The sequence below is a fragment of the Streptomyces sp. VTCC 41912 genome (genome assembly GCF_045799175.1).
Classification (GTDB): Bacteria; Actinomycetota; Actinomycetes; order Streptomycetales; family Streptomycetaceae; genus Streptomyces; species Streptomyces albulus_C.
In genome coordinates this window covers 33,745-48,298 of sequence record NZ_JBJMAB010000041.1, presented here as the reverse complement: position 1 = coordinate 48,298, position 14,554 = coordinate 33,745, and the positions used below count along the sequence as shown (strand labels likewise).

At 74.8% G+C, this 14,554-nt stretch carries 14 protein-coding genes; 8 read left to right on the top strand and 6 right to left on the bottom strand.

Annotated elements, in window-relative coordinates:
* The first annotated feature begins 5 nt into the window (after window positions 1-5).
* Entirely contained in the window at window positions 6-611 is a 606-nt protein-coding gene (gene amaP, locus ACJ6WD_RS35145; protein ID WP_233658289.1) for an alkaline shock response membrane anchor protein AmaP, read from the top strand.
* Between the two features lie 264 nt (window positions 612-875).
* On the opposite strand, the gene ACJ6WD_RS35140 is transcribed toward amaP, so the two are convergent.
* From ACJ6WD_RS35140 to ACJ6WD_RS35115, 6 genes are all read right to left on the bottom strand, one after another.
* Window positions 876-1,631, bottom strand: a complete 756-nt coding sequence (locus ACJ6WD_RS35140) for an SDR family oxidoreductase (protein WP_233658291.1) — start codon at window positions 1,629-1,631, stop codon at window positions 876-878.
* A 4-nt stretch (window positions 1,632-1,635) separates the two neighbouring features.
* Window positions 1,636-3,420: a glycoside hydrolase family 15 protein gene (locus ACJ6WD_RS35135; RefSeq protein ID WP_376173552.1), complete on the bottom strand. Its 1,785-nt coding sequence runs from the start codon at window positions 3,418-3,420 to the stop codon at window positions 1,636-1,638.
* Window positions 3,421-3,449: 29 nt separating this feature from the next.
* Complete coding sequence (locus tag ACJ6WD_RS35130; RefSeq protein ID WP_407617242.1) at window positions 3,450-4,370, bottom strand: SURF1 family protein; 921 nt, start codon at window positions 4,368-4,370, stop codon at window positions 3,450-3,452.
* 114 nt (window positions 4,371-4,484) lie between these two features.
* Window positions 4,485-4,718, bottom strand: a complete 234-nt coding sequence (locus ACJ6WD_RS35125; RefSeq protein ID WP_016574077.1) for a hypothetical protein — start codon at window positions 4,716-4,718, stop codon at window positions 4,485-4,487.
* A gap of 63 nt (window positions 4,719-4,781) precedes the next feature.
* Window positions 4,782-5,819, bottom strand: a complete 1,038-nt coding sequence (locus tag ACJ6WD_RS35120; protein WP_233658297.1) for a DEDDh family exonuclease — start codon at window positions 5,817-5,819, stop codon at window positions 4,782-4,784.
* Between the two features lie 123 nt (window positions 5,820-5,942).
* Window positions 5,943-6,575, bottom strand: a complete 633-nt coding sequence (locus tag ACJ6WD_RS35115) for a TetR/AcrR family transcriptional regulator (RefSeq protein WP_016575280.1) — start codon at window positions 6,573-6,575, stop codon at window positions 5,943-5,945.
* A 124-nt stretch (window positions 6,576-6,699) separates the two neighbouring features.
* On the opposite strand from ACJ6WD_RS35115, the gene ACJ6WD_RS35110 reads away from it, so the two are divergent.
* The 7 genes from ACJ6WD_RS35110 to ACJ6WD_RS35080 all read left to right on the top strand — a co-directional run bounded on the left by ACJ6WD_RS35110 (window position 6,700) and on the right by ACJ6WD_RS35080 (window position 14,504).
* A complete protein-coding gene (locus tag ACJ6WD_RS35110; RefSeq protein WP_233658299.1) occupies window positions 6,700-7,497 on the top strand; it encodes an acetoacetate decarboxylase family protein in 798 nt (265 codons plus the stop codon).
* Entirely contained in the window at window positions 7,497-8,387 is an 891-nt protein-coding gene (locus tag ACJ6WD_RS35105) for an SDR family NAD(P)-dependent oxidoreductase (RefSeq protein ID WP_016575278.1), read from the top strand. The genes ACJ6WD_RS35110 and ACJ6WD_RS35105 overlap by 1 nt, the downstream gene beginning before the upstream one ends.
* Window positions 8,388-8,396: 9 nt before the next feature.
* Window positions 8,397-9,749 carry an amidohydrolase family protein gene (locus tag ACJ6WD_RS35100; RefSeq protein WP_331249270.1) on the top strand — a complete coding sequence of 451 codons (1,353 nt, stop codon included), beginning with the start codon at window positions 8,397-8,399 and terminating at the stop codon, window positions 9,747-9,749.
* Window positions 9,742-11,004 (top strand): amidohydrolase family protein, encoded by a 1,263-nt coding sequence (locus tag ACJ6WD_RS35095; protein ID WP_407617241.1) that lies wholly within the window; start codon window positions 9,742-9,744, stop codon window positions 11,002-11,004. The genes ACJ6WD_RS35100 and ACJ6WD_RS35095 overlap by 8 nt, the downstream gene beginning before the upstream one ends.
* A 159-nt stretch (window positions 11,005-11,163) precedes the next feature.
* Window positions 11,164-12,138, top strand: a complete 975-nt coding sequence (locus tag ACJ6WD_RS35090) for a sterol desaturase family protein (RefSeq protein ID WP_407617240.1) — start codon at window positions 11,164-11,166, stop codon at window positions 12,136-12,138.
* Entirely contained in the window at window positions 12,135-12,908 is a 774-nt protein-coding gene (locus ACJ6WD_RS35085) for a lysoplasmalogenase (protein ID WP_407617239.1), read from the top strand. Before ACJ6WD_RS35090 ends, ACJ6WD_RS35085 begins: the two co-directional genes overlap by 4 nt.
* A 33-nt stretch (window positions 12,909-12,941) precedes the next feature.
* Window positions 12,942-14,504, top strand: coding sequence for a TIGR03086 family metal-binding protein (locus tag ACJ6WD_RS35080; RefSeq protein WP_407617238.1), 1,563 nt, complete (start codon window positions 12,942-12,944; stop codon window positions 14,502-14,504).
* Window positions 14,505-14,554 lie beyond the last annotated feature (50 nt).

Sequence of the window (14,554 nt, the reverse complement as noted above, 5' to 3'; positions counted from 1 at the left end):
GGGCGATGCGCACCGTCCGCGCGACCGTCAACCGGGTGCTGCTCGGGGTGGTCGGCCTGCTGCTGCTCGGCACCGGCGGGCTGGTCCTGCTGGGTGGCCTGGACCTGCCCGCCCGGTGGCACCTCGACCTGCCCGCCGGCTGGCCTTGGGCCAGTCCGGACGACGTTCTGCTCCCCGCGCGGCAACGCACCCGGTTCACCGACCGCGGCTGGTGGTGGCCGGTGGTCATCGGCGGGTTGGCGGTGCTGGTCCTGTTGCTGCTGTGGTGGCTGCTCGCCCAGGTGCGGCGGCGCCGGCTCGGCGCGGTGCTGGTCGACAGCGGCGACGGGGAGGGGGCGTTGGTGAACGGGCGGGCGTTGGAGGCCGTGCTCGTGGCCGAGACGGTGGCGGTGGACGGCGTCGACCGGGCGGCGATCGCCCTCACCGGCCGCCGCACCGAGCCCCGGGTACGCGCCCTGGTGGTGCTCGCCCCGCACGCCGACCCCGGGACCGTGGTGCTCCGGCTGGCCGACGGGGCGGTGGCCCACGCCCGCACCTCGGCGGGCCTGGACCGGCTGCCGACGGAGATCCGGCTACGGGCGGTGCGCCACCGGGCGGAACGGGTCAGCTAGGGGTACGGGGGTGGGGGCCGGGGTGGGGCGGTGGGCGGGTGCGGGTGGGGGCGCGGGGCTGCTGACCTGGGGGTTTCCCTGAGGTTCGAGGGTTTGCTCTGTCGAGCCTTGGGGCTTCCCGGCCGTCCTGAGGTTTTTCCCCGCCGCCCACCCCCCTTCGGGGGGTGGGCGGGTGAGGAGGGGGGAAGCGAGCGGAGCGGAGGTTCCGTCCCGCTCGCGGCCCGGTCCCCGGCGCCCGGTCCCCGGCGCCCGTGTGGCGCGTGTTCAGAAGCCCCGTCGGGCCCCGCCGTCCACGGGGATCATCACGCCGGTCAGGTAGGACGCGGCGGGGGACAGGAGGAAGGCGGCGGTGCGGCCGAACTCGTCGGGGTCGCCGTAGCGGCGCAGCGGGATGGTGGCGCAGTTGCGGTCCCGGGAGCCCTCGGGGTCGCCGGAGAGCGCGTCGAGCTGGGTCATCCGGTCGGTGGCGATCCGGCCGGGGAGGACGCCGACGACGCGGATGCCGCGCGGGCCCACCTCGTCCGCGAGGGACTTGGCGAAGCCGGCGAGGCCCGGGCGGAGGCCGTTGGAGATGGTCAGCCCGGCGATCGGCTCGTACACGGAGCCGGAGAGGACGAAGCCGATGGCGCCGCCCTCGCCCAGTTCGGCGGCGGCGGTGCGGGCGAACCGCACCGCTCCCAGGAACACCGTCTCGAAGGCGGTCTCCCACTGGTCGTCGGTGTTGTCGGCGGCGGTGCCCGGCGCCGGGCCGCCCACGCTGATGAGGACGCCGTCGAAGCCGCCGAAACGCTCCCGGGCGGCCGCCACCAGGCGGGCCGGGGCCGTCGGGTCGGCGTTGTCGGCGGCGCGGCCCAGGGCCCGTTCGCCCAGGGTGGCGGCCGCCTCGGCCGCGGCCTCCTCGGTGCGTCCGGTGATCACCACATTGGCGCCGTCGGCGACCAGGGCGCGGGCGGTGGCGAGGCCCAGGCCGCGGGTGGCGCCGGTGACGAGGTACGTCCGGTCGGTGAGTCCAAGATCCATGGCCCTAGTCTGCCCCCGCTCCGCGGTGCAGCGCGAAGGCGGTCCCCACCAGGCCGACGTGGCTGAACGCCTGCGGGAAGTTGCCCAACTGCCGTGCGGTGGCCGGGTCATACTCCTCGGACAGCAGCCCCACGTCGTTGCGCAGCGCCAACAGCCGCTCGAACAGTTTCCGGGCCTCCTCCCGGCGCCCGGTCAGCAACAGGGCGTCCGCCAGCCAGAACGAGCAGACCAGGAAGGTGCCCTCGTCGCCCGGCAGCCCGTCCACCGACTCGCCCTCGGTGCTGTAACGGCGTACCAGACCTCCGTGCGTCAGCTCGCGGCGCACCGTGTCGACGGTGGAGACCACCCGCGGGTCGTCCCCCGGGAGGAATCCGACCCGGGGGATGAGCAGCGTCGCGGCGTCCAGTTCCGTCGAGCCGTAGAACTGGGTGAAGGTGCCGCGTTCGGTGTCGTAGCCGTGGGCGCAGACCTCGCGGTGCACCTCGTCGCGCATCGCCCGCCAGCGGTCCAGGTCCCCGCTGAGCTCCTGTTGCCCCTCCAGCGCCCGGACCGCGCGGTCGGCCGCGACCCACGCCATGACCTTGGAGTGCACGAAGTGCCGGCGCGGGCCGCGGATCTCCCAGATGCCCTCGTCGGGGTCGCGCCAGGTGGACTCCAGGTAGTCCATCAGCGCCCGTTGGATGCTCCAGGCGTGCGACTCGGCCGGCAGTCCCGCGGTGCGCGCGACGTGGAACGAGTCGATCACCTCGCCGTAGACGTCGAGCTGCCGCTGTTCGACGGCGGCGTTGCCGATCCGCACCGGCAGCGAGTCCCGGTAGCCGGACAGCCACGGCACCTCGAACTCCGGCAGCCGCCGCTCCCCGGCCAGCCCGTACATGATCTGCAGGTCGTCGGGGGCGCCGGCGACCGCGCGCAGCAGCCAGTCCCGCCAGGCACCGGCCTCGTCGAGGTACCCGGCCGAGAGCAGGGAGTTCAGGGTCAGGCTGGCGTCGCGCAGCCAGCAGTAGCGGTAGTCCCAGTTGCGGACCCCGCCCGGCTCCTCGGGCAGCGAGGTGGTGGGGGCCGCGACGATCCCGCCGGTGGGCGCGTAGGTGAGCGCCTTGAGGGTGATCAGGGAACGGACCACCGCGGCGCGGTACGGGCCGTCGTAGCGGCACCGGGCGGACCACGCCTGCCAGTCCTCGGCGGTGTCCGCCAGCGCCTCGAACGGGTCGAGCTGCTCGGGCCGGGGCTCGTGCGAGGGATGCCAGGTCAGCACGAACGCGGCGCGTTCGCCGGCCGCGACGGCGAAGTCGGAGCGGGTGCTGAAGTCCTCGCCGTAGGTGGTGCTCGCGGACGGGGTGCGCAGCCACACGGAGTCCGGGCCGGCGACCGCGACCCGGCAGCCCTCGGTGGCGCGTACCCAGGGCACCACCCGCCCGTAGTCGAACCGCAGTCGCAGCACGCTCCGCATCTCGACCCGGCCGCGCAGTCCCTCGACCACCCGCACGACGTCGGGCATGTGGTCGCGCTGCGGCATGAAGTCGGTGACCCGGACGCTGCCCTCCTCGGTCTCCCAGACGGTGTCGAGGATCAGCGAGTCCCCGCGGTAGGCGCGTTGCGCGCGGGCGCCGGCGGCCCGTGGCGCCAGGGTCCAGTGGCCGTTGTCCTGGTCGCCGACGAGGGCGGCGAAGCAGGCGGGGGAGTCGAAGCGGGGCAGGCACAGCCAGTCGATGGAGCCGTTCCGGCCGACGAGCGCGGCGGTCTGCAGGTCGCCGATGAGCGCGTAGTCCTCGATGCGTGGGTGCACTCCGCGGCCTTTCCCGCGCGGCGGGCGGGTTAGTCGGGGGCGGCGGCCGTACGGGCTACCGGTTCCCCGTCGACGGCTCCGGTGGCTGCGGCGTCCGCGGCCTTACCGCCGTCGCCGTCATCGGGGTCCGCCGGCGCGGAAACCTGCCCGGCCTGTTCGGTTGGTTCCGGCTGCTCGGCCGCCGCTGTTTCCCGGGCCGCGGCGGTCAGCCGGTCGCGGCGCTCCCGACGCACCAGGACGACCCAGCCGACCGGCACCGCCGCCGCGAACAGCCACCACTGGACCGCGTACGCCATGTGCGGGCCGATGGAGTCGTGGTCCGGTTCGGGCACCAGCTCGGGGGAGTTGTCCTTGGTCTGGGGCGCGGTCTGCTCGATGTAGCCGCCGAGCATCGGTCGGCCCACCCGCTTCGCCTGCTGCCTGCTGTTGATCAGCATGACCTGGCGGGGCGGCAGGCCCTTGGTGTCCTTGATCCCGCTGACCGCGGTGGTCTCGTCGACCATCATCCGGCCGGTGACCGTGAGGGTCCCCGTGGGTGCGGCCGGGACGTGCGGGAACTTGGTGAGGTCGTCGCCGGCCGGGATCCAGCCGCGGTTGACGACGACGGCCTTGCCGTCGGCCAGGACCAGCGGCGTCAGGACGTAGTAGCCGATGGTCTGCTCGTCGGCGGCGGTGCGCTGGCGGACGACGACCTCGTGCGCGGTGTCGTACGTGCCGGTGGCGGTGACCCGGCGCCACATGTCGCCCTGCGGCAGCGTCCGGCCGACCGCGGCGAGCTCGGTCACCGGGACCGGGGTGGCGGCGAGGTTGCGCGCGATCTGCGCGTTCTGCGCGACCTTGTGCTGATGGCGGTGGAACTGCCAGAACCCCAGCTTGATCATGACGGGGATCAGGACGAGTCCCAGGAGGGTGAGGATCACCCACTGCCGGGTCAACAGGAAGCGGTACACGGCTGCGACGGTACCCCGCGTCCCTGGGAGCCCTGTCCTCGGGTCCCCCGCGGGGTGCACCCGAGGCCCGGCCGGGGCCGCGGAGCGCCGTCGTGCGCCCCGGTCCCCATCCGGTCAGACCCGGTCGACGATGCCCACCCGCCCCGCCGAGCGGGCGCAGTGCGCACCGCAGTACCAGCTCCCGTCGGCCTCCACGCCCTGCCCGATGACCTGCACCCGGCAGTGTTCGCAGATCGGTGCCATGCGGTGGATCGCGCAGGCGAAGCAGTCGAAGACGTGCACCGCGCCCTGCGCGTGCACCTCGAACGTCATGCCGTATTCGTTTCCGCAGACCTCACAACGTGCCATGCGCCACAGGGTGCGGGTGGGGCGGCTACTGAGCGAGGCGCTCGCGGGTGTGTTGGCCGGGCTTCACCCGGACGCCGACGCGGCCGGTGCCACGTCCCGCAGCAACTGCATGAAAGCCGCCTCGTCGATGACGGCCGTGCCGAACGCGGCGGCCTTGACCGTCTTGGAGGTGTGGGCGTCCGGGTCGTTGGTCACCAGCAGGCTGGTCAGGCGGGACACGCTCGTCGCGACGTGCAGTCCGGCCTCGATCGCCCGGTCCTCCAACAGGTCGCGGTCGACGGAGGTGTCTCCCGAGAAGGCGACCCGCATGCCCTGGACGAGCCGGCCGCCGGGCTCGTAGCGCCCCGGGTTGGGGTACGGGCAGGCCGGGCGCTTGCGGGCCGGCCGCCACGAGGTGGGGCGGTAGGACGAACCGGTGGGGTGCGCGCGGGGGGCGGGGGCGTCGGACCACTCCGTCAGGGGCTGGCAGGTCAGCAGCGGCAGTCGGACCTGCGCCCGCGCGGCCCGGTGCAGGCTGGGGCGGAACGCCTCGGCCAGCACCCGGGCGTCGTCCAGGGCGTGGTGGGCGCGTTCCTGCACGACGCCGAAGTGGGCGGCCAGGGACTCCAGCTTGTGGTTGGGCAGCGGCAGGCCCAGTTCCTTGGAGAGCGCGATGGTGCACAGCCGTTGGCGCACGGGGGCGACGGCCGCGGCGCGGGCGTACTCCCGGGCCAGCATCGACCAGTCGAACATGGCGTTGTGCGCGACCAGCACCCGGTCCGCCAGCCGGGCCGACAGCTCCGGCACGACCTCCGGGAAGAGCGGCGCGTCGGCCAGTACCTCGCTCGTCAGACCGTGGATCCAGACCGGGCCGGGGTCGCGCTGCGGATTGACGAGGGTGTACCAGGAGTCCTGGAACTCGCCGTGGGCGTCGAGTTGGTAGACGGCGGCGGAGATGATCCGGTCGTCGCGGGCCAGGCCGGTGGTCTCGACGTCGACCACCGCGTATCCCCGGGGGTACCCGGCCGGCCAATCGGCCGGCGGCGTCTGCGGGCCCGGCTGCCGGCCGATCTTCGGCGCGATCGAGGGGGCGGCTGCGCTGCGGTCTTCGAGCATGGTCATTGAGGATACGGGCCGGGACCGACAGCCACCGCATCGCCGGGGGCGCGTCCGGTCCGGACGCCGCGCGCCGTCGGGGCCGGGCGGCGCGCCGGCCCGCCGCCGGGCGGCCCGTACATGCCGTGGTTATGTTCCGCTTCGTCCGGGTTTGAGGAGGGAGTCGACCAACGCCTCCAGGGAGACCAGGAAGAGGCGTTCGGCGTCGGCCGGGGCGGCCAGGGCACGGGCCAGGGCCGGATCCCGGCCGGCCGTCGGGGCGTCCCACAGCTCGCGCTCGCTGGGGTGCTGTGCGGGGGAGCGGGCGCGGTTGCGCTCCACCAGGACCGAGCCGACGACCAGGAACTGCACGGCGCGCACCGCCTCGGCGGCCAGTTCGCCGCGCAGCCCGGCCGCGTGCACCTCGTGGACCAGGGCCTGTTGGGCCGGCAGGAACATCCGCTCGGTCAGCCCGCGTTCGTGCACCATCGCGATCAGGTGCGGGCGCTCGCCCAGCGCGGTGCGCAACGCGCGGGCCACCGAGGTGATGCGCGTCCGGGGCGTGTCCCCGGTGGGCCGGATCTCGCCCATCTCCTGGAGGGTGTGGGCCACCAGCGCGTCCAGGAGGGACTCGCGGTTGCCGACGTGCCAGTAGATGGAGGTGACGGCGGTGCCGAGCTCGGTGGCGAGCCGGCGCATGGTCAGGGCCGCCGGCCCGTGCGTCCGGACCAGCCGGGCGGCCGCCGCCAGCACTTCCTCACCGGTCAGCGCGGTACGTGTCATGGCCCCCACTATCGCCCAACTCCGTTTGTCGCATGCCTCTTTACCCTTCATCGGCGGCGGTGTAACTGTGTTACAGACGTCGCGCACGACCCCCGCGCGTCACGTCGACGAAGGGTGGTACGCCATGGCACGCATGCGTTACGGAGCCCGCACCGACGCGGAGATCGCCGCGACCCGGACCGCCGGCGCCCGGCTCCCCGACATCTGGTCCACCGGCGTGGTGGCCCTGTGGGAAACCGACCCGGAGGCGGTCGCGGCCGTTCTCCCGCCGCCGCTCGCCCCCACCGGCCGCCCGCTGGTCCGGGCCACCATCAGCTCCGTCAACCTGCCCGGCTATCCGCTGGGCGCCGGGTCGGTCGCGGTCGCGGCCGCCCACGACGGCACCGAGGGCTGGTACCCGCTGGTGATGCCGATGACCCACGAGCGGGCGCTGACCGGCGGCCGCGAGGTCTTCGGCGAGCCCAAGAAGCTGGGCGAGGTCACCGTCGCCCGGGACGGCCTGACCGTGCGCGCCGCGCTCGCCCGGCACGGCATCGCCTTCGTCGAGGTGCGCGGCGCGGTCAGCGGCCCGCTGCCGCTCCCGGAGCCGGAGGCGCGGACCGACTTCTACTTCAAGTTCCTGCCGGCGGTGGACGGTTCGGGCTTCGACGGCGACCCGCTCCTGGTGCACTGCCGGCGCACCGAGAAGGTCCGCCGCCTGGAGCGGATCACCGGCGACGTGGTGCTGCGCGAGTCGATGTACGACCCGGTCGCCGACCTCCCGGTGCACACCCTCCTCGGGATCACCCTCGGCGAGAAGACCTCCGACCAGAGAGGCGAGGTCGTCGCACGGGTCCGGGCCGAGGACCTGCTGCCCTACGTCCACCAGCGCTACGACGACCCCGGGCAGGTCCACGACGCCCCACCGGAAGGGAGCGCCTGATGGAACTGCGGGCCGGGCAGGTCGCGGTGGTCACCGGGGCCGCGAGCGGCATCGGCCGGGCGCTGGCCGGCCGCTTCGCCGCCGAGGGGCTGAAGGTCGTCCTCGCCGACGTCGAGGAGGCGCCGCTGCGGGCCGCCGCCGAGGAACTGGCCGCGGACGGAGCCGAGTTGCTGGTCCGCACCGTGGACGTCGGTGTCCGGGCGGACGTCGAGGCGCTGGCCGGTGCCGCCTACGAGACCTTCGGCGCCGTCCACGTGCTGTGCAACAACGCCGGGGTGGGCTCCGGCGCCGAGGGCCGGATGTGGGAGCACGACCCCGCCGACTGGCGGTGGGCGTTCGAGGTCAACGTCTGGGGCGTCTTCCACGGCGTCCAGTGCTTCCTGCCCCGGATGCTGGCCTCCGGGGAGCCCGGCCACGTCGTCAACACCTCGTCCACCGACGGCGGGATCGCGCCGCTGCCCACCGCCTCGGTCTACGCCGTCACCAAGGCCGCCGTCGTGACGCTCACCGAATCGCTGTACGCGCACCTGGCGGCCGAGGGCGCGCCCATCGGGGCGTCGGTGCTCTTCCCCGGACCGCACATGCTCCGCACCGGCCTGTGGGAGTCGCACCGCAACCGGCCCGCGCGGCACGCCAAGTCCCGGCCCCGCAGGACGCCGTACCGCAGCCTCGCCGAGTGGGAGGCGGCCGTGCGGGCGGCCGGGCAGGAGGTGGCCTTCACGCCCGTGGAGGCCGTCGCCGAACAGGTCGTCGACGGCATCCGGGCCGGCCGCTTCTGGATGCTGCCGCCCAGCGACCACACCGACGCACAGATCCGGGCGCGCTCGCGGTCCCAACTCGACCGCGCCGCCCCCACGTACCTGGAGCACTTCATCCTCGACGACGAGTGAGGGACCGCCATGAGCGACCCGTACCAGGGCACCACCACGGCACACCGCGCCCCGCACGACGGCCCCCCGGCCGACCCCGACCCCCGGGACCCGTACCTGATCGTCTCCTCCGACTGCCACGCCGGACTGCCCACCGAGGAGTACCGCCCCTACCTGGAGCGCCGCTTCCACCGGGCCTTCGACGACTTCCTCGCCGGCCGGGACGCCCGGCGCGCGGCCATGACCCGGCTCGGCGTCCGCAACGAGACCTTCGCCACCCAGTGGTTCGAGGAGCACCAGGAAGGGCTGCGCGGCGGCTGGGACCCGGCGCAACGCGCCAAGGAACTCGACGGCGACGGGGTGGCCGCCGAGGTCGTCTTCCCGGACGCCGACGCCGTGGACAGCTCGACCGCCGCGCCCTTCGGCGTCGGCCTGGGCCTGACCGGTGACCAGGACCCGGAGCTGGGCATGGCCGGCGCCCGGGCCCACAACCGCTGGCTCGCGGAGTTCTGCGCCACCGATCCCGAACGCCACTGCGGCGTCGCGCTGTTACCCGTCACCGGCGAGGTCGACACCGTCGTCGCCGAGGTCCACCGGGCCCGCGCCGACGGGCTGGGGGCCTTGATGGTGCCCGCCATGTGGGGCGCCGGCGCGCCCTACCACGACCGGCGCTACGACCCGGTGTGGGCCGCCGCGGCCGAGGCCGGCATGCCGGTCGTCACGCACTCCGGCGCCGCGCCGCGCGAGGAGTACGGCGACCACCTCGGCATCTTCGTCACCGAGGTGACCTGGTGGCCGGCCCGCCCGCTGTGGTTCCTGCTCTGGTCCGGGGTCTTCGAGCGCCACCCCGGCCTCAGGTTCGGCGTCGCCGAGTCCGGCTGCTGGTGGCTGCCGAACCTGCTGTGGTTCATGGACCGGCTCTACCTGGGCGCGCACGGCGGCAAGAAGCTGTCCCCGTTCGCCGGGCTGCGCCGCCCCCCGCACGAGTACCTCGACCGCAACGTCTTCGTCTGCGCCACCAACACCAAACGCCGCGAACTGGCCCAGCGCTACGAGATCGGCGTCGACAACATCCTGTGGGGCAGCGACTTCCCGCACCCGGAGGGCACCTGGCCGCGCACCCGGGAGTGGCTGGCGAACACCTTCCACGACATCCCCGTGACCGAGACCCGGCGCATCCTCGGCACCTCCGCCGTCGAGGTGTTCGGCTTCGACCCGGACCGGCTCGCCCCGCACGCCCGCCGCATCGGCCCCACCCCGGCGGAACTCGGCCAACCGGCCGACCAGAGCGCGGTCGAGGCGGCCTGGCGCCCCGCCCGCGAGACCGGCCGCCACTGGCTGACCGGACAGGACTTCCCGCACGTGGGGGTGACCCGTGCCTGACCCCGCCGCCGCGACCGGCGCCACCGCCGACGCGCCCCGCTACACCGTCATCTCCGCCGACTGCCACGCCGGCGCCGACCTCCTCGACTACCGGTCCTACCTCCCGGCCCGCCACCACGAGGAGTTCGACGCCTGGGCCGCCACCTACGTCAACCCGCACGAGGACCTGCTCGCCGACACCGCCGACCGCAACTGGAACTCCGCCCGCCGCCTGGCCGAGCAGGAGGCCGACGGCATCGTCGCCGAGGTCGTCTTCCCCAACACCATCCCGCCGTTCTTCCCCAGCGCGTCCCTGATGGCACCGGCACCCACCGGCACCGACTTCGACCTGCGCTGGGCCGGGCTGCGCGCCCACAACCGGTGGCTCGCGGACTTCTGCGCCGAGGCCCCCGGGCGCCGCGCGGGCGTCGCCCAGATCCTCCTCAACGACGTGGCGGAGGCGGTCCGCGAGGTCCGGCGGACCAAGGAGGCCGGCCTGACCGGCGGCATCATGCTCCCCGGCACCCCACCCGGATCGGGCCTGCCGGAACTCCACTCCCCGTACTACGACCCGCTGTGGGCGGTCTGCGCCGAGCTCGGCGTCCCCGTCAACCACCACGCCGGTTCGGCCTCCCCGCCGCTCGGCGACGAACCGGCCGCCCGGGCGGTGTTCATGGTCGAGACGACCTGGTTCTCCCATCGCGCCCTGTGGCACCTGATCTTCGGCGGGGTCTTCACCCGCCACCCGGGGCTGACCCTCGTCCTCACCGAGCAGGGCTCCGGCTGGATCCCCGGCGTCCTGGACATGCTGGACTACTACCACGGCCGCCTGGTCGCCGCCGGGGCCCGCGCCGACACCGCGGAATCCCGCTTCGGCGCCGGCCTGGCCGCCTCCCTGGACCGCACCCCCACCGAGATCTGGCGCGCCAACTGCTATGTCGGCGCCAGCTTCATGCGCCCCCACGAGGTCCCGCTGCGCCACCGGATCGGCCTCGACAAGATCATGTGGGGCAGCGACTACCCCCACGACGAGGGCACTCACCCGTACTCCCGGCAGGGCCTGCGCGCCGCCTACGCCGGTGTCCCGCCCGCCGAGGTCGCCGCCATGGTCGGCGGCAACGCGGCTCGCGTCTACGGCTTCGACCCCACCGCGCTGGCCCGGGTCGCCGCCCGCTGCGGCCCGACCACCGCCGAACTCGCCGAACCCCTCACCGCACCCCCGCCCGACGCCACCAGCCCGGCCTTCGCGCCGGGGGCCTCGGTACGGATCTGGTGAGGCCCCGGCCGCGCGGCATCCGCCACCCCCGGTGGGTGCCGCGCGACCGCCCGGGGCTACCGCCGGTACGTCCGCGCCCCGAAGCTGACGCCACGTCTTACATACTTCTCAGTAACAACCTCTAGCGGGACGCCCGTCGGCGCCTTTATGGTGCGGGGCATGCCGCACCTGCCCGATGTCGTGTTGTGGTCCGTACCCGCCTTCGTCCTGCTCACCGTCGTGGAGATGGTGAGCTACCGCCTGCACCCCGACGACGACGCCGAGGGCTACACGGCGAAGGACGCCGCCACCAGCGTCGGCATGGGGCTGGGCAGCCTGGTCTTCGACGCGCTGTGGAAGATCCCGATCGTGGCGATCTACGCCGCGGTCTACGAACTGACCCCGCTGCGCCTGCCCGTCCTGTGGTGGACGCTGCTCCTGATGCTGCTCGCCCAGGACTTCTTCTACTACTGGTCGCACCGCGGCCACCACGTCATCCGGGTCCTGTGGGCCTGCCACGTGGTCCACCACTCCAGCGAGAAGTTCAACCTCACCACCGCACTGCGGCAGCCCTGGACGACGTGGACGGTCTGGCCGTTCTACGTGCCGCTGGTCGCGCTCGGCGTGCACCCGGCCGTGATCGCCTTCACCTCCGGCGCCAACCTCGTCTACCAGTTCTGGGTCCACACCGAGCGGATCGGCACCCTGCCCCGCCCTCTTGAGTTCGCGTTCAACACGCCCTCCCACCACCGCGTCCACCACGCCTCCCAAGGCGGCTACCTGGACCGCAACTTCGGCGGGATCCTGATTGTCTGGGACCGGATGTTCGGCTCGTTCGTCCCCGAGACCGAGCGGCCCGTCTACGGCCTCACCAAGAACATCAACACCTTCAACCCGCTGCGGGTCGCCACCCACGAGTACGCCGCCATCGCCCGCGACATCCGGGCCGCCGAGAGCTGGAGCGAGCGCGTCGGGCGGGTGTTCCGCGGACCGGGCTGGCAGCCGGCCCGGGTCCGGGCCGCACTGGCCGCCGAAGCCGCCGAAGCCGCCGAAGCCGCCACCGCGGCCGAGCGGGCCGGTGAGCCGGCCGGCGCGCGCCCGGCCGCGGACCGCGCCGGTGCCGCCGCGCCCGCCGTGGGGGAGCCCGCCGCGTGAGGGCGCCCGCGCCCCGGCCCCGCGCCGCCCGGGCCCTGCTGCTGGTCTTCGCCGTCCTGGGCGCCGGCCACCTCGCCGCCCTGGTGGCGCACGCCGGCGCCGCGCCCGGCAGCGGCCCCGCGGCCCTGGCCGACACCGTCGTGCACCTCACCAAACCGGCCCTGATGCCGCTGCTCGCCGCCCACGTCCTGCTGCGCGGCGGACCGCCGCTGCTCGCCGGGGCGCTGCTGTTCGGCTGCGGCGGCGACACCTTCCTCCAGATCGGCGGCGGCACCGCGTTCCTCGTCGGCATGGCGTCGTTCGCCGCCGGCCACCTCTGCTACCTGGTGCTGTTCGCCCGGCACGGCCGCCGGGGACGCGCCGGCGGGCCCGCCGCGGGCACCGGACGGCGCCGGGCGCGCACCGCCGGCGCCGCCGGGCTGTACGCGGCGGCCCTGGTCGTCACCGTGGTCCTGCTGTGGCCGGACCTCCCCGCCGACCTGCGGATCCCGGTCGCCGGATACAGCCTGCTGCTCACCGTGATGGCGTTCGGCGCGCTCCGGACGGCCCCCTGGGCCGCCGTCGGCGGGCTGCTCTTCCTGCTCTCCGACTCCCTGATCGCCGGCGGCATCGCCCGGTGGCCGCAGCTGCCCGCCCCGCAGTTCTGGATCATGCTCACCTACACGGCCGCCCAATGCGCCCTCACCATCGGGGTGTTGGCGGCCGCGGCCGGCCCGCGGGACCCGGTCTCCCCGGTGCCGCGCCCGGCGGTCGCGTACCGTGCCCCTTGAGTCTCCCCCCGGGGGAGACCCGAAGGTGGGGGCATGTACGAGGACGGCACGGAACTGCTGTCGATCGGCGCCCTGTCGCGCCTGACCGGCGTCTCCGTCAAGACCATCAGGAATTGGTCGGACCAGGACCTGCTGCCGCCCGCCGCCCGCACCCCCGCGGGCTACCGCCTCTACGGACCGGACGCCCCGGCCCGCCTGGAGATCGTGCGCAGCCTGCGCGACCTGGGCGTCGGCACCGCCGCGATCCGCGCCGTCCTGCACCGCGAACGCACCCTCGCCGACACGGCGGAGCGCTCGGCGGACGTCCTGGACGCGCAGATCGCCGCGCTGCGCTCCCGGCGCGCCGTCCTGCGGGCCGTGGCCGCGCGGGGCAGCACCGCAGAGGAACTCCCCGGGATGACCCGACTCGCCCGCCTGTCCGCCGAGGAACGCCGCCGGATCCTCGCCGCGTTCGTCGACGACGCCCTGGACGGCGTCCCCGCGCCCGCCTATCGCAGCGGCCTGCTGGCCGCCACCCCCGACCTGCCCGACGACCCCACCCCCGAGCAGCTGCACGCCTGGATCGAGTTGGCCGACCTGGTCCGCGACCCCGAACTCCGCGCCGCCCTGCGCCGGTTGGCCGCCTACAGCGCCCGCAGCGCGCCACCCGCCGACGGTGACCCGGCGGCGGACGCCGACGCCGCCCGGCGCGTCGCCACCTTGATGCGCACCCTCGCCGAGTCCGCCGTCGCGGACGGCATCGCCCCGGACTCGCCGGCCGCCGCACCGCTCGTCGCCGAACTGGTGGCCGCCTGGCTCCCCACCCAGGCCGGCACCCCGGACCCGCCCGCCGAGGACGGCCCGGCCGCCCGGACCCGGCTGCTGGAACAGCTCCGGACCGCCGCCGAACCGCTCGTCGAGCGCTACTGGCGGCTGCTGTGTACCGCCACCGGCCGCCCCGCCCCGCCGCGTTGGGACACCGCCGGCACCTGGACCGCCGCCGCCCTGCGCGCCCACCGCACCCCCGTGCGGGTGGACCGCACCGCCTTCGTCGCCCCCGACCCGGAGCGGGTGCTGTACGCCTACGAGCGGGTCGCCCGGGCCGTCGGCGCACTGGTCGAGGGCGTCCGCCCCGCGGACCTCGCCCGCCCCACCCCGTGCGCCGACTGGACCGTCCGGCAGCTGCTCGACCACCTGGTGTGGGAGAGCCTGATGGTCACCTCGATCGCCGAGGGGGCGCCGCGCACCGACCACACCGCCGACCACGTGGGCCACGACCCCCGCGCCGCCTTCGAGGACGCCACGACCGCCGCGCTCGCCGCCTTCCGCGGCAGCGGCATGCTCGCCCGCACCTTCGGCCCCTACGAGGCGCCCGGCGCCCTGCTCGTCCAACAGGTGGTGGTCGAACTCCTCGCCCACGGCTGGGACTTGGCGCGGGCTCTGGGCGCCCCGACCGGGCTGGCCCCGGAGGTCGCCGAGGAGACCCTGGCGGCGGCGCACCGGATGTACGGGGCCGCACCGCGCACCGAGGGCGGCTCGTTCGCGCCGCGGTGCCCCGCCCCGCCCGGCGCCACCGCGGCGGACCGGCTCGCGGCGTTTCTGGGGCGCACGGTGTGACCGGCGGGCGGGCGGGGCGGGGCGACGGGCGGGGCGGGAGGCGGTCCCGG

Excerpts from the sequence above, each read along its gene's own strand:
- amaP (WP_233658289.1), top strand. The coding sequence starts at position 6 with ATGCGCACCGTCCGCGCGACCGTCAACCGGGTGCTGCTCGGGGTGGTC.
- ACJ6WD_RS35140 (WP_233658291.1), bottom strand. The coding sequence starts at position 1,631 with ATGGATCTTGGACTCACCGACCGGACGTACCTCGTCACCGGCGCCACC.
- ACJ6WD_RS35125 (WP_016574077.1), bottom strand. The coding sequence starts at position 4,718 with ATGGCACGTTGTGAGGTCTGCGGAAACGAATACGGCATGACGTTCGAG.
- ACJ6WD_RS35120 (WP_233658297.1), bottom strand. The coding sequence starts at position 5,819 with ATGACCATGCTCGAAGACCGCAGCGCAGCCGCCCCCTCGATCGCGCCG.
- ACJ6WD_RS35115 (WP_016575280.1), bottom strand. The coding sequence starts at position 6,575 with ATGACACGTACCGCGCTGACCGGTGAGGAAGTGCTGGCGGCGGCCGCC.
- ACJ6WD_RS35110 (WP_233658299.1), top strand. The coding sequence starts at position 6,700 with ATGGCACGCATGCGTTACGGAGCCCGCACCGACGCGGAGATCGCCGCG.
- ACJ6WD_RS35105 (WP_016575278.1), top strand. The coding sequence starts at position 7,497 with ATGGAACTGCGGGCCGGGCAGGTCGCGGTGGTCACCGGGGCCGCGAGC.
- ACJ6WD_RS35100 (WP_331249270.1), top strand. The coding sequence starts at position 8,397 with ATGAGCGACCCGTACCAGGGCACCACCACGGCACACCGCGCCCCGCAC.
- ACJ6WD_RS35090 (WP_407617240.1), top strand. The coding sequence starts at position 11,164 with ATGCCGCACCTGCCCGATGTCGTGTTGTGGTCCGTACCCGCCTTCGTC.
- ACJ6WD_RS35080 (WP_407617238.1), top strand. The coding sequence starts at position 12,942 with ATGTACGAGGACGGCACGGAACTGCTGTCGATCGGCGCCCTGTCGCGC.